General features: G+C 37.2%; 10 protein-coding genes and 1 pseudogene. All 11 read left to right on the top strand.

The genetic code is table 11. The annotated features are described in order from the left end of the window. Positions 1–1140: radical SAM family heme chaperone HemW (gene hemW / locus ACW6OJ_RS03915; RefSeq protein ID WP_456095825.1), on the top strand; the 1140-nt coding region annotated here is incomplete at its 5' end. Between the two features lie 141 nt (positions 1141–1281). Then, positions 1282–1857: a cell division protein ZapA gene (gene zapA / locus ACW6OJ_RS03920; protein WP_293426399.1), complete on the top strand. Its 576-nt coding sequence runs from the start codon at positions 1282–1284 to the stop codon at positions 1855–1857. A gap of 185 nt (positions 1858–2042) precedes the next feature. Further along, positions 2043–4481 carry a DUF3656 domain-containing U32 family peptidase gene (locus ACW6OJ_RS03925; RefSeq protein ID WP_456095826.1) on the top strand — a complete coding sequence of 813 codons (2439 nt, stop codon included), beginning with the start codon at positions 2043–2045 and terminating at the stop codon, positions 4479–4481. A gap of 21 nt (positions 4482–4502) precedes the next feature. Further along, entirely contained in the window at positions 4503–6107 is a 1605-nt protein-coding gene (locus ACW6OJ_RS03930) for an NAD(P)H-hydrate dehydratase (protein WP_456095827.1), read from the top strand. Positions 6108–6161: 54 nt separating this feature from the next. Continuing rightward, the gene (locus tag ACW6OJ_RS03935) at positions 6162–6614 is read left to right on the top strand and encodes an NfeD family protein (protein WP_455104603.1); all 453 of its coding nucleotides are present in this window, start codon (positions 6162–6164) and stop codon (positions 6612–6614) included. Positions 6615–6638: 24 nt separating this feature from the next. Beyond that, complete coding sequence (locus tag ACW6OJ_RS03940) at positions 6639–7631, top strand: SPFH domain-containing protein (RefSeq protein WP_456095828.1); 993 nt, start codon at positions 6639–6641, stop codon at positions 7629–7631. A 133-nt stretch (positions 7632–7764) separates the two neighbouring features. Continuing rightward, positions 7765–8133, top strand: a complete 369-nt coding sequence (locus tag ACW6OJ_RS03945; protein WP_455104604.1) for a DUF6483 family protein — start codon at positions 7765–7767, stop codon at positions 8131–8133. Positions 8134–8332: 199 nt separating this feature from the next. Continuing rightward, on the top strand, positions 8333–9826 hold the full coding sequence (locus ACW6OJ_RS03950) for a DUF1846 domain-containing protein (protein WP_456095829.1): 1494 nt from the start codon (positions 8333–8335) through the stop codon (positions 9824–9826). Between the two features lie 324 nt (positions 9827–10150). After that, on the top strand, positions 10151–14581 hold the full coding sequence (locus ACW6OJ_RS03955; RefSeq protein WP_456095830.1) for a cell wall-binding repeat-containing protein: 4431 nt from the start codon (positions 10151–10153) through the stop codon (positions 14579–14581). 220 nt (positions 14582–14801) lie between these two features. Further along, positions 14802–15533, top strand: a complete 732-nt coding sequence (locus ACW6OJ_RS03960) for a ferric reductase-like transmembrane domain-containing protein (RefSeq protein WP_455104607.1) — start codon at positions 14802–14804, stop codon at positions 15531–15533. A gap of 70 nt (positions 15534–15603) precedes the next feature. Beyond that, positions 15604–15948, top strand: a pseudogene (locus ACW6OJ_RS03965) (FMN-binding protein); the annotation flags it as partial.

Genomic DNA, 15948 nt, shown 5'->3' on the forward strand with positions numbered 1-15948 from the left:
AGAGGTTTGTACATACATATACCCTTTTGTTCAAAGAAATGTGGCTATTGTGACTTCACATCCTTTGCCGGGAATGGAGACCAGATAGATGACTACCTGTCATATTTAGAAAAGGAATTTAGCCTATTTAGGTCTAGTGGCTCTATTGAAGATATAGAAACAATTTTTATAGGTGGAGGTACACCTAGTATCTTGTCGTTAAGTCAGCTGGAAAGGCTCTTATCGATAGTCAGGGAAAATGTAGACTTATCAAAAATAATAGAATATACCATAGAATCAAACCCAGGTAGCCTTACGAGGGACAAGCTAGAGCTCATGAGGGCATCCGGTCTAAATAGGCTGAGTATTGGATTACAGGCTAGTCAAGATCACCTATTAAGGTTTTTAGAGAGAATTCACACCTATGATGACTTCCTGGAGTCCTATAGGCTTGCAAGGCTAGTTGGCTTTGAGAATATAAATATAGACCTAATGTTTGCCTTCCAGGGGCAGACCCTTGAGGACTGGAAGGAGACCCTAGAAAGGGTAGTTTATTTGGACCCAGACCATATATCTGCCTATTCTCTGATAATAGAGGAGGGGACTAGGTTTTTTAAGATGTACGAGGAAGGAAGTTTGACTGACTATGATGAGGATGCCTATATAGACATGTATAGGTATACAATAGATTATCTGGCAGAAAAGGGCTATAGTCAATATGAGATATCTAATTTTGCCAAAGAGGGTAAGGAATGTAGGCATAATTTAATATACTGGGACGACAAGGAATATTACGGGTTAGGTTTGGGCGCTTCTGGCTACCTAGATGGTAGTAGGTATACGAACCATAAGTATTTTCCTGCATATTACCAATCTTTAGACTCTGGTATGAGACCGCTGGCATTTGAGGAGACTATAAGTCTGGAGGAAAAATTAAATGAATACCTAATACTTGGCCTAAGGAAGACAATGGGTATATCACGAGCCAAATACCTTGAAAGGCTAAAGAAGATAGACCAGGACAAGTATAAAGAAAACCTAGAGATAATTGAAAACTATATTAATAGTGGTCATATTATTTTGGAGGGAGACCATATCAAACTGAGTCAGCTTGGATTAGAAATATCTGATACAATAAGCTTAGACCTACTATTATACTAGCTCTTTTTATGGTATAATGGTATGAGACAATGATATGTGGCATTATAGGACTAGTAACAAGAAGGATAATAAGTAAAATATCTTGTTCTCCTATGATGCGGGTTTATTTTTCTTATTATGTGTATAAATAGGAGTGTGGATATGAATAGAGTTAGTGTGAAGATAGATGGTGTTGATTACCAGATAGCAGGTGAAAAGAATGAGGCGGAGATAGTCAAGGTTGCCAAGTATATAGACGGTGAATTGAAGAATATAAGTAAGGCAGCCCCTTCCCTAAGTAAGACTAGTGCTGCAATACTTACTTCTGTAAATATAGCAGACAAGCTATTTGATAGGGAACGTGAAGTGGAAGTCCTTAAAAAGGAAATCTCTGAGATGAAGGAAACTGACTCTAACAAGAATGAAGAGGTTGAAAAGGAATTTGACAATGTACTTCTAAAGTTAGAAGAGGCTGATTCAAAAATAGCAGACCTAAAGATTAAGATATCCAAGCTTGAAGCAGACCTAGCGTCTAAGGACGATACTATTAAGAGGTTGGAAGCTACAGGTGGACAAGTGGGTGGAGACGTGGATAAGATAGTTAAGTCTCTTGAAATGAAGGTTAAAGAAATGGAAAATAAGGTAGCTGTTGCTGAAAATATGGCTGCAGAATTTCAAAACAAGGCCTATAACCTACAACTAAACTATGAGGAATTAAAGAATAAGACAAACAAGTAAATGGTCTTGCACTTGCGTATTTAATAAATAGGGGTGCATGGATTAGAGGAACATATGCAAGTACTAAAAAGACTACTAGGCCATGGGCTAGTAGTCTTTTTTAAAGCATGGTTAGGAGAAGAATAAAGGTGATAATACAAGTATCTTAGTACTTGTTCATATGGATAAAAAGGCATGGAGGAAATATGAATAAAAATTTAGAGCTATTAGCTCCAGTAGGGAGTATGGAGGCCCTTAGGGCAGCCGTTCAGAATGGTGCTAATGCAGTGTATCTGGGTGGAAAGGTATTTAGTGCTAGGGCCAGTGCAAATAATTTTGATTATGATGAGTTGAGGCAGGCGGTTGAATATGCCCATATTAGGGATTGTAAGGTATTTGTAACAGTAAACACCCTTATAAAGCAGTCAGAGATGAAAGACTTTATAGACTACATAAGATACCTATATTCTATAAGTGTTGACGCTCTCATCCTACAGGATATTGGTATGGCTAATAAAATCAAGGAGCTATTTCCTGATTTTGAGCTACATGCAAGCACCCAAATGGCAGCCCACTCCCTAAATGATGTCCTATACCTAGAGTCTATTGGCTTTAAGAGGGTGGTCTTGGCTAGGGAACTAAACGTGGATGAGATAAAGAAAATTACTGACCAGTGTCAGGCTGATATAGAGATATTTGTACATGGTGCCCTTTGTGTATCATATTCAGGCCAATGCTATATGAGCTCAGTTTTGGGAACGAGGTCTGGTAATAGGGGTAGGTGTGCCCAACCATGTAGGCAGAAGTACAGGCTGTATAACAGCCAAGAAGATAAGTACGAAGACCTAGATGGTGACTATCTATTAAGTCCAAGGGACCTTAATACTATTGAAGATATAGGTAGAATCATAGAAACTAATGTCCTATCACTTAAAATAGAGGGGAGAATGAAGAGGCCTGAGTACGTTGCTACAGTTGTTAGCTCCTATAGGGATGCTATATTAAATTATATCGAAAATGGCAAATCGGGTATATCAGATAAGACCTTGGAGGACCTGTATGTTATATTTAACAGGAAGTTTACCAGGGGATACCTTCTAGGAGAAACGGGTGGAGATATAATGAACTCCTCAAAACCAAACAACAGGGGTCTATATATAGGTAAGGTCCAGGCCTACAATGCTAGGTCAAAAAGGCTGAAGATAAGACTAGAAGCTAGCCTAAAAAAGGGAGATGGCCTAAGTATAGGTGGAGGAACAGTAGGCAGAATCATACATGGTAAGGACATAAGGACTATAGGCCATCCAGGAGAAAGTGTAGAAATCGACTATATAGGTAATATTAAGCCTGGAAGTAAGGTTTTTAAGACTAGTGACGGTCAGCTATTAGATAGGATGAAGAAGACCTATGAGCCAGGACAAGAGTATGTAAAAATACCCCTTTTTATGGAGCTTGATTTGAATGTGGGGCAGGCTCCAAGACTCAAGCTATGGGATGATAGGGGAAATATAGTTATCCTAGAAGGAGACTGTCTTGTTGAAGAGGCTATAAAGGTAGCTATAAGCCAGGAAAAGGCCACTAAACAGCTATCAAAGCTAGGAAATACACCTTACTACCTGGAGTCCATAAACTGTAATATAGAAGGGAATGTGAGTATTCCTATAAGTAACCTAAACACCCTAAGAAGGTTGGCTATCGAAGAGATATCTAAGCAGAGGGTAGTGATTAAGGAAAGGTCCTATGATAGGCCTAATAAGCAAGTAGATGTTAAGCAAGAAGGGCCTTTAGGTAGGATAGAAAATCAAGAAGATAAATCACGCTTTAATGTTAGCTGCCAAAACCTAGACCAGCTAAGAGCCTGTTTAGAATATGAGATAGGTGATATTTACTATAGGAATATAGAAAGTCTAGGCCAGGCCATGGACCTATGCAGACAGGCAGGTAGAGACATATACTTCTATATGCCTAGGATTATAAGAAATGATGAGGAAAGGATATATAGGGCCTTGCTGAATTTGGATGAGGAGGCCAAGAAAAACCTAAGAGGTTTTAGACTTTCTAGCTATGGCCAAATAGGCTGGGTCAAAGATAAATTTCCAGATAAAATAATTATGATTGCCCCTTGGTTAAATGTAATAAATGACCTATCCCTAGACTACTATACTTCTATTGGGGCCAAGAGGGTATGTATGTCGCAAGAGGTATCCCTTAACCAGCTAAGAGATATGGACAAGCTTTATGGACAAGGCTGTGAGACAGAGTATGTAGTATATGGAAACAACGAAATGATGATAAGTGAATACTGTCCAATGGGGGTCTTGACAAAAGATTGTAAAAAAAATAAGAGAGATGCCCTTTGCAATAAGAGTATATACTATCTAGAATCAAATGAGGGGCATAGGTATAGGTTATCCCAGAGTCTAGAATGTAGAACAACGATATATTCGGATGAAATTGTAAACCTAGTGGAAGACCTTGATAGTCTGTCATTTCTAGGTATAGAAAATAATGAGATAGTTTTTAATTTTGAAGACCAGGAAGAGGTAAAGTCAGTTTTAAGGGCCTTTATCCAGGGGCATAAGGAAGAACTTGATAGGCTAAGTAGAACCTATAATACTGGCAACCTATATATGGAAATGGATTAATAGGATAAGGAAGTGATTTTATTGGCTATTTATATTGGTGACAAGACCACAACAGCTAAGGTGGATAGGACTTGTATAGAAAAATATGGCATAAGTGAGCTTGTTCTGATGGAAAATGCAGCTACAAGTGCTTTTTATAGGATTCTAGAGATAGAAAAGGAAATTTATAGGAATATCAAGGACAGGATAAGGGATACAGATTTTGATTCCAGTATTTTCTCTGGTCTACCATTTAAAAGGATTGCTATTCTTTGTGGAAGTGGCAACAATGGTGGAGATGGTTTTGTTTTGGCCAGGAAGCTAAAGGCAGCTGGTAGGAAGGTAGATATATTATTTGTTGGGAATCAAGATAAGATGAGCCAGTCTGCCCAGACTAACTACGATATTATACAAAGGCTAGGTCTTGGTATTAAGCACTACGATAATATGGCAGATATAGAGTCTGAGATTGAAAGCCTTATGACCGAGATTGATAAGTATGATGTCCTAATAGACGCAATATTTGGGGTCGGTATAAATCGTCCAGTTGCATCTAAGTATAGGCCCTTATTTGAGGCAGTAAACTCGTATAGGTTAAAAAATGAGACTAGGATAATAGGCATCGATATACCTTCAGGACTAGATCCCGACACAGGCCTACCAGTTTCAGATAGGAAAAATCCAGGTGTAGCCATAAGGTGTGACTACACGATCAGCTTTGATTACTTCAAAAAGGGCTTTTTAAATTATGAGTCCGAAGAATATACAGGTAGGGTCTATGTTGAGAGTCTAGGCTGTAAGAAGGATATTCTTGAGGAGGTGGGATTAAGAGATAGGTTTATATCAAAAAAAGACCTGGAATTTAATAGGCCTAAGCAGTGTTCCCACAAGGGTGACTTTGGTAAGGTATGTATTTTTGCAGGGTCCAAGGGCTTTTATGGGGCGGCAAGGCTTGCTACAGAATCGGCTGTAGGTGCTGGATCTGGTCTGGTAACACTAATTTCTGATCCGGATGTCCAGGCGGTATTGGCCCCCAACCTTGTAGAAGCGATGACCTGTAATTATGGGGACCAGGCAAGACTTGATAGGTTAACTGAGTCTGCTAATTCAATAGCCATTGGGCCAGGAATGGGCATGAACCAATTATGCATAGACACCCTATCCTACATATCATTTAGGACAAGTAGGCCAATAGTAGTGGATGCAGATGCTATAAATGCATTTAAGGAGGCTGACCTTAGTCTTAGTGGTAGGTATATTTTAACGCCACATTTGGGTGAATTTTCTAGGTTAATAGGACTAGAGGTCGATCTTATAAAAAAGGATAGGCTCTACTATGCTAAAAAGTATGCAAGAGAGAATCAATTAGTCCTAGTCCTAAAAGGAAAGAACACGATAATAACTGATGGGACAAGAGCTATTGTGAATACTACAGGTAATGAGGGTATGGCCAGGGGTGGTATGGGAGACTGCCTAACTGGAATAATAGCTAGTCTAGCCGCAAAATATGATCCATTTGAGGCAGCCTGCAAGGGTGTTTATCTTCATGGTCTATGTGGTGACCTTATATATAGGGATAGCTTTACAGTGAGTCCTAGTGATTTAATAAAAATCATTCCCAAAGTTATGAAACTGATGTATAATTAATATATACTAATAATGTAGTTTTACTATAATAATTAAATGCAAGGAGGTATTGACTTGTTTGGATTAAGTATGAAAATAATTTGGGTAATAGTTGCCATTGCCTTTGCAATTGGTGAAGCAGCTACTTTAGCCCTTACCATGGTCTGGTTCTCCGTGGGTGCCCTTTGTGCCCTAGCAGTATCTTACTTTGTGGATAATGTATTTATACAGATATTAGTATTTGCCCTAGTATCCGGTTTGCTCCTTCTTGTAGCTACTAAAAAGCTTATAAGAATGGATAGGAGTGATGAGGTAAACGCCTGGACAGGAATTGATACCAATATAATGGCGGTAGTAGGCAAGAAGGGGATAGTTTTGAATAAAATAAGTCCCTATAAGCCGGGTCTGGTCAAGGTTAAGGGAGAGGATTGGACAGCTGTTTCAAAAACAGACGAAGCTATAGAAGCCGGTTGTGAGGTGGAAGTAGTGGCAGTTGAAGGCGTAAAATTAGTAGTAGTCAAGAAATAGATTTTATTTTTAGGAGGTACTTATATGATTGGAAAAATTCTTACGTTTTGGCTAATTTTATTATTGTTGTTTATAGCCATTAGATGTATAAGAATCGTTAAGCAGGCTAAAATGGGTATAGTCATGAGGCTTGGTAAGTTCCATAAGGAGGCCAAGACAGGTATACATTTCTTGGTTCCATTTGTAGACTCTATGGCCTATATGATAGACCTGAGAGAAATGGTAGTTGATTTCCCACCACAGCCAGTTATCACCAAGGATAACGTAACAATGCAGATAGATACAGTGGTATACTATAAGGTGACAGATCCAAAGAGCTATGTATTTGAAATTGCAAATCCTATAGCTGCAATCGAAAACCTTACAGCAACTACACTAAGAAATATAATAGGTGACCTTGACCTAGATGAAACCCTAACATCAAGAGACTTGATAAATGCCAAAATGAGAACTATCTTGGATGAAGCGACTGATATATGGGGTATAAAGGTAAACAGGGTAGAGTTAAAGAATATCATGCCACCTAGAGACATCCAGGCAGCTATGGAAAAACAGATGCGTGCAGAGAGAGAAAGAAGAGAAGCAATCCTTCAGGCTGAAGGTGAAAAGCAGTCCAAGATCCTTATAGCAGAGGGTGAAAAGCAGTCTGCTATACTAAAGGCTGAGGCAAAGAAGGAAGCCATGATAAGAGAGGCAGAGGGTCAGAAGCAGTCTAAGATTCTAGAAGCAGAGGGTGAGGCTTCTGCAATCAGAAAGACATTCGAAGCAAAGGCTGAGGGTGAAGCAGTCGTAATTAGACAGACTCAGGAAGCCAATGCAGAGGGTCTAAGGATGGTATTTAGTGCTATGAAGGAATCTGATGTAGATGATAATATACTAGCTCTTAAGTCAATGGAGGCCTTGGTTAAGCTTGGTGAAAGTGAATCTTCTAAGCTTGTTCTTCCGTCAGATGCAGTCAACTTCCTAGGTACATTTAAGGGTATTAAAGAAGTTCTGACAAATGATAGTAAGAAATAAATATTCTTAGGGCTGCTAGGACTTAGGTCTAATTAAGTCTTATTAGCTATAATTAAAAAACAGATAAATAAGAGATGTATTTTATTAATCCCTAGACCTTGTCTGGGGATTAATATATATTGGAGGTTAAAGTATGGGTTTAGTGGATAGACTTGAAAGTCAAAAAAGAGAACTGGTCTTCAAGGAGCTTTTAGGAAAGAAATATAGTAGTTTGAATGACTTCAAGCTAGTTTATACACCAATGGAAGAGATAACCTTAATTAGTGTAAAGAGGCTATTCTTTCAGGGAAAACTTGGTGAAGCAGAAGACCTATTATTTTCTAGCATAGAAAAAAATAAGACTAGGAATTCAGTTTTTATAGCAGGTGAGTTTTATACTCTGATGATGGAATTATCTGATGAGGAACTAGAGGAAAAAAATTTTTCTAGGGAAGAAGTGATGGCAGGGATTAAGGATATAGGCGAGCTTTTGAAGGAAGAAATATTACTTTTTGATAAATAGGACCTAATTTTTTCTTTATAAAACTTGTAAAATTTCCTGGGTAATTGTATAATAAATACTTAAGTTATTTTTGAAAAAAAAACACACAGCCGAAGCTGCATGCATTAGAATTTGTGATGGAATTCTATTTTAGTATAAATGCTTCGTCCTGTCAAGTGTTTTTTATAAAAGCTATAAAAAGATGGGAGTTGTATAAAAAATGAAGATAGGCTTTGATCATGAAAAGTATTTAGAAGAACAGTCCAAGTATATACTAGAAAGAGTTAACAACTATGACAAACTCTATATAGAATTTGGAGGAAAGTTAATTGGTGACCTACATGCCAAGAGGGTATTGCCTGGTTTTGATGAAAATGCAAAGATAAAGGTACTTAGTCATATCAAGGAAAAGGTCGAGGTAGTAATTTGTGTATATGCGGGTGATATCGAAAGAAACAAGGTCAGAGGAGACCTTGGCATCACCTATGACATGGAAGTTATGAGGCTGATTGATGACCTAAGAGGCTATGACCTGGATGTTAATTCGGTTGTAATAACAAGGTATGAAAACCAGCCTGCTGCTACAATATTTATCAACAAGCTAGAAAGAAGGGGTGTAAAGGTATATAGGCATGCTCCTACTAGTGGATATCCAACAGATGTTGACCTTATAGTAAGCGATCAGGGCTTTGGTATAAACCCATACATTGAGACGACAAAGCCGATAGTTGTAATGACAGCACCAGGTCCAAACAGTGGTAAGCTAGGTACTTGCTTAAGTCAGCTTTACCATGAAAACAAGATGGGTATTGCAGCCGGATATTCAAAGTATGAAACCTTCCCTGTATGGAACCTACCATTAAAGCATCCTGTAAATATGGCCTATGAAGCAGCTACTGTTGACCTTAAGGATGTAAATATGATAGACTCCTTCCACTTGGAAAAATATGGTGTGACTACTGTAAACTATAACAGAGACCTGGAACTATTCCCAGTTTTAAAGAAAATAATAGAGAAGATAACAGGAAAAGAAAGTGTATTCCAATCACCTACTGATATGGGTGTAAATAGGGTAGGCTTTGGTATTATAGATGATGAGGTTGTAAGAGAAGCAGCCATCCAAGAGATTATTAGAAGGTATTTCAAGACCCTATGCGACTACAAGAAGGGCAGCCTAGACAAGGAAGCTGTTTCCAGGATGAAGATGATAATGGAGGAGCTTGGCCTAAAGGGCGAGGATAGGAAAGTTGTCAATGTAGCTAGACAGTATAGCAAGGACCATTGCCAATGTGAAGACTGTCAATCGGTCTCACTAGAGCTATCGGATGGAAGAATGATAACAGGAAAATTTTCTAAGACTATGACTGGGTCTGCAGCTGCAATATTAAATGCTATAAAGGTCTTAGCGGATATACAGGACCATATCCACTTAATTTCACCGCTTGTATTAGAGCCAATGCTGAATTTGAAGAAGAATGTATTCAAGAGTAGGAACACTTCCCTTGATGCAGAGGAAGTTTTAATGGCCTTGAGTATAAGTGCAGTGACAAATACACTTGCCCAGTTTGCTATGAGCAAGTTATCTGAACTAGAGGGGGCCCAGGCGCATTCTACTGTGATTCTTAATAAGGATGATGAACAGGTATTTAGAAACCTAGGTATAGATGTAACATGTGATGATAAGTATCAGTCTACTAATCTTTATGAGGGTTAGACTTGACCTATAGAAGGACTAGATACTAATTCAGTTCGTTTATACGATTTAAAATATAAATACAAGAAAATTTTAAAAAGGAGCTAGCAAATTGCTAGGTTCTTTTTTTAATATTGTATAAAACATAATAATACCATAAAAGGAGATGAAAATCAATATTGATATGATAATTTATTTATGTTAGAATAAGTATCATCTGCAGATGGAATTTTATAAAAATTAAACTTATTGTTTATATTGATGATACCTATAGAAATAATGCCAATCATATATAAGGGGAATCAAATTATTTTCTATATAAACAAATAACCAAGGGGGTATTTTATGAAAAAATCAGTTAGTATGCTACTTGTAGCTAGCTTAGCGACGAGTGGTATTGCTGGCCTTCCAAATGCAGTGTCGGCAGAAACAAGTAATTCTATAGATTCTAGAGCTGAAAGAATTTCAGGAACAGATAGATATGAAACCTGCGTTAATATTTCAAAGAAAGCATATAAGAGCTCTGAAGTAGCTATATTAGCGTCAGGTCAAAAAATTCAAGATGCATTGGCAAGCGGTGGTGTAGCTGCAAAGTTGAAGGCACCTTTGTTATTGACTCAAAAAGATAGGTTGCCAAGTGTAGTATTGGATGAATTAAAGAGATTAAATGTAAAGAAAATAATTTTAGTAGGTGGTCAAGAATCTATATCAAGGTCACTAGAAAACCAGCTAGACAATATCTATAAGGTTGAAAGAGTAAGTGGAAGAGATAGATATGAGACATCTATTAAATTAGCAGAAGTAATAAATAAGGATACTAAACAGGAAAATATTATAGTTAACGGTAATACTGTGGATGCTTTAACAGCAGGAGCAATAGCAGCAAAACTAAATAGGTCTATAATATTGACAAATGGTGTAAATCTACCTGGCGGATCTAGTGGTGTGCTGAAGGCAGATTCACCTAATAATATAATAATTGGAGGTCCGTCCTCTATCAATATAGATGGCTTAAAGGGAGATAGACTTGCAGGATCAGACAGGTATGAAACATCTACAAAAATAGCTGAAAAATATTATGCTGGTAAGACTAACAAGGCTCTATTAGCTAATGGAGTTAATTCAATTGATGCCTTATCTGCAATCAATTTAGTAGTTAGTGAAAATGCACCTGTTCTTTTAACAGCTTATGATAGTCTAGATAATGATGTTTCTAAGTTTTTAGAAAACAATACAAATAAAGTCTATGTTTTAGGAGGATACCAGTCTATTTCAGATGATGTATATAAAAACATAGAGAAAAAACTAAAAGAAAATAAGGTTAAGGATACAAAAAAGCCAGAGACAGGCAAGCCAGAAACAGGCAAACCAGAAACAGGCAAGCCAGAAGCAGGTAAGCCAGAAACAGGCAAGCCAGAAACAGGCAAGCCAGAAGCAGGCAAGCCAGAGATAGGCAAGCCAGAAACAGGCAAGCCAGAGACAGGCAAGCCAGAGACAGGCAAGCCAGAGATAGGCAAGCCAGAAACAGGTAAGCCAGAGACAGGCAAGCCAGAGACAGGCAAGCCAGAAACAGGTAAACCAGATACAGGCAAACCGGATACAGTCAAGCCAGACACAGGTAAACCAGACACAGAAAAGCCAGATACAGGCAAACCGGATACAGTCAAGCCAGATACAGGTAAACCAGACACAGAAAAGCCAGATACAGGCAAACCGGATACAGTCAAGCCAGACACAGGTAAACCAGACACAGGAAAGCCGGACACAGGTAAACCAGATACAGAAAAGCCGGACACAGGTAAACCAGACGGTAAGGTAGAATATGATGAGGTTAAAGTATTAAAAGATGGTAGATATGAGGTAGAGGCTGGCGGATTCTCCAAACTCTTCTCAAATGCTGAAAATAATAAGCTAGTAGCAACTGTTGAAGCTGGAAAGATTAAGGATATAGCCTTTGAATACAATGATACTAACATGGATATGTTTAAAAATCCATTTATAAAGAATAGGGATAGTTTATTTGAAAAATTAAAGAAAAATAATTATTATCTTGATGGTAAGAATGAGGAATCTATAAAGGAATTAGACACAATTGCCCAGGAGTTATATAAGCTTGTCAACGAAAACCCAAATACTGGCAGGATAAATAAAGAAGGCATAGACAAGATCAACAAGGAACATAATATTGATATTGTAACATCTGCTACTTATTCTACTGCAAGTCTTTACAAGGGAAGTCATGACCTTATAAAGAAAATTAAGGATGCTGCAGAAACTAAAAAGGTAGCTAGACCTAAGAAAACAGATAAATTAAATATAATTACTAGGGAAGACTTTGCCAAATTAGATAAAAATAAGACTTATTCAGATGGAGTTTACTACGGTGATGGCTTTGGTTATATCGGTAGTAAGCCTATACCTTTGAAGGTTACTGTTGAAAATGGCAAAATAAGGGATGTTGAATTTATAAAAGAAGAGGTTATAAAAGTTAGACCTAATGATGAATATCCTGGACTTCCAGATGATGGTAAAACATTTATAAAGGGATATGATGGGGCGATTAGTATTGCAAAATCAGGTGGAATAAATAGGTTAAACTACTTCTTAAAGACTGCAAGAGACACTGAAAGAAGGGTTATTGGTCAAGTTAAGAAGTCTACAACGGATGCTAGTGTTGAAGCATATAATAAGGTATTGGATGACCTATTCTCAAAACATGAATTTGGTAGCCAGAAGCTGAGGCTAGAAAATAGTCACCTGGGAGGAAACATACCACATGTATTAGAGTCTAGATTAAACCTATTGACTAAGACATATATGAGTGAAGATCTCGGCTATAACTATAAGGTTGATACTATAAGTGGTGCAACTTACACTGCTACAGGAACTGTAGAAGCAATATCAAATGCACTTAAAAAAGCAGACCCTAGTGTTGACTTTACAAACCTAACTATACCAGCACAGAATGGTCTAGAGCCTAGTTATAGGGGTGGCACTACTATAGATTTTGACCAGGTAGGCTTCAAGGCTCTAATGCTTAAGAAGGGACAGATAAACCCTATTGAAATACCATTTAGGGATTTTGACAAATATGGTATAAAGCTAACATACCTAAACCACACTAATGGTCAACTTGTAGATATAAAGGATAGGTTAACCTTAACTAAGGATAGCCTGGGCTATGATACAAAGAATGGCTTGGCTCTTAGATTAGTGCATGATAAAACCAATACTGTAAAGCTAGTAAAGTCTATACAGATATTTGACAATACTAAGGTTCAGGCTAGGGTTGAAAAGGTACAGGTAAGTGAAGCTGATAAAGAGGATTGGAAGGATGTTGAGGGCTTCAATAGTAGCCTTGATCCAAAGTCACAGCAGTTAGATTTTAGTCAGAAGCTAACTATATCAGAAGATATATCCCAGGCCCTTAAAGGAAAATCCATAAAGTTCAGGCTTGTAACAAGAAGAGAGGATAACCAGAAAGAAAAAATATTCAACCTAACTAGTGACCATGATATGGTATGGCCTATTTTTGATGATAGTGGCTATTATGCCTTGAGCATTGACAAGGGAGAATTCACTTCTGGTAATGAACAGTTTAAGCTAGACCAGGCAGGAATAAATAACTTTAGGTTTGCCTTTAATGGAATTAAGTCCGGTGAGTTCAGAGATGCGGTTCATGAATTTGAAAAGAAAAAGTACAGTATAGTTGAACAGACTATAAGTTTAGACAAGGACTATGCTAATGAAGACCAAGATACTATTAAGGCTATAGCTAGCAAAAAGATAGATGATAAGCTTATAAAAGCAGCCTTTCCTAGTCTTATGAGTGAAAATGGTAAGAACCTACTAAAATCAGCAAATGTTGTACTAGATGAAAGTCAGATAGTGAATGTCGTAAGGACTGCTGCTAGCAAGCAACAGGCAAAACTCGATGTGAAATTTGAATTTAGTGATGGGTCAATTTACAAGTTTAAACTACCAGTATACTTTGAAATAAAGAAGGAGAAAAAGCAACTTCAATTGAAATTCGAGGAGGCACTTAAGGAAAGGAAGGTACAGCTTTTACAGGCACTACCTGAAAGCTTTAATGCCATTGATGAACCTGCGAAGAAAAATCTTGAAACTCTAATAAATAAGTATGGCAAGTTAGATAAGGATAAGCTAGAAGAAAATATCAAGACTACCTATGGAAGTGCTTCTAACAATGTATTTGTTGAAAAGGTAGAAATTAAGGACTCGGAACTAGAGAAGATTAATACTAGCAAGATAGGAACTTATGAAGTAAGGGCTACAGTAAAGCTTATAGATTCTAACCAGGAAGAGGCTAGGGGAGAATTTGATATACCTTTTGAAGTAGTTAGGTACCAGCTAGTAGGCTTCCAGCCAAGCTTAAACAGGTATAGTAAAACCACTAAATTGGAGTATGGCCCAGATGAACATATTAATATAGCTCGTGATAGTGGTAAACCGATATTCTTAGGTTACTGGTTAAACTATTCTAAGAGATTAAATGCCAATGGACAGTGGGATACTACAGAGCATGAAAAAATCAGAGTGAATAGTCTTAATGACTTGATGTTATTTAACCTTGAGGTTGTCAAGGGGGATAAGGATAGTTATACGAGAGATGATGTGGTAGATTTATCAAAGCCTGCTAAGGAAATCTTGTCTTCTGAAGGACCAACGAAGCTATACCTATATAATTTCAGCAAGTCCCTTTCTGAAGAGCAACCACAGAAACTATTAATAGGTGAATTTAGACTTAGTGAGTAGTTTGTATTTGGGGTTAAGAAAAATTTAAAATAAGCAGCAACATCATAATATATGGTGTTGCTGCATTAATAAACATTAGCCCTTAATAGGGCTAAATTGGAAACTGTAGGAATTAACTTGTATTATATAGTTATTTAAGTATAAATAATAATATCATTGTTATGCAAGTGAAAGATGGCATATAGGGTGCCGATTGATTATTAACTTTTTGGGGAAGGATGTGATAAGATTGACCATCGAAATATCGATTCTTATAATCGTGGGTCTGGCCTACTACTTTGCTGACTATATAAAGAAGTACTGTAAGGAAATATACCTTGTAGCATCTGTGATTTCTTTAATGTCTATTATTCATGCAATATATATTTTGAATGGATACAGCATTAGCTACGTACCGGTTTTAAAACAATTTATGAGGGCGATTGACTCAGGGGCACTTGGAGGGGCCTTCTTTATACTAGTAATGTATATGGGCGTATTTGATATGAAATACCCAATATCAAAGAGATTGAGAATGAACAGAGGTGAGCTATCGATTATAGCATGCATTTTTACCATACCACATAATATACACTACTTTTTTGCCTTCCTATTAAACAGTAAGACCATCATACAGATGAGTGGAATACCTTTATGGACAAATTTAATGATGTTCAGTGCTGGCGTATTTGCAATTGGCATAATGCTACCGCTATTTGTTACATCATTTAGACTAATAAGGAAGAAAATGACGGGTAAGAAGTGGAAGAGTCTACAAGAATTTGCATATATATTTTATGCTATGGTTTTCGTTCAGGTATTGATGGTGTACATATCAAGGCCGTCATCATTTATTAGAAATCTAAACTTGATCTTTTATTGTTTAGTTTTTGTTACGTATACAATCTTCAAGCTTAAGATACTTATAGACAAGAAATACATGTCTAAAAAATCCAATCTAGCAGTCAAGTAGAAATTTATAGTATGAATCATATATATTGGATTTAATGTAGAGGCTGAAAATATATACTTGGAGGTGTGTAATGGAAAAGAAAAATATTATAATAACTGCCTTAGTATCATTGCTATTAGTTATAACTATAGTGATGGGGACTAGTATAAGTGAAAATAAAATAGTAAGAAGTGAAAGCCCGTCGCCAAATAGGGCTCAAGCTAGGAGTAATGAAATAAAGACTACTGATAAGGCATCTCCACAAGATAAAAAGCTTGATAATGTCGATAGTTCAAATACAAGTACCAGCTCAAATACTGGATCAACCACTGGTTCAAATTCAGGTCAAGCCGAGTCAAAGTACAAGGATGGAGAATACACTGGTAGTGGTCCTGGCTATCATGGGCCTGTAAAGGTGAGTGTCAAGATAGAAGGC

The sequence above is a fragment of the Peptostreptococcus sp. genome, from assembly GCF_977045075.1.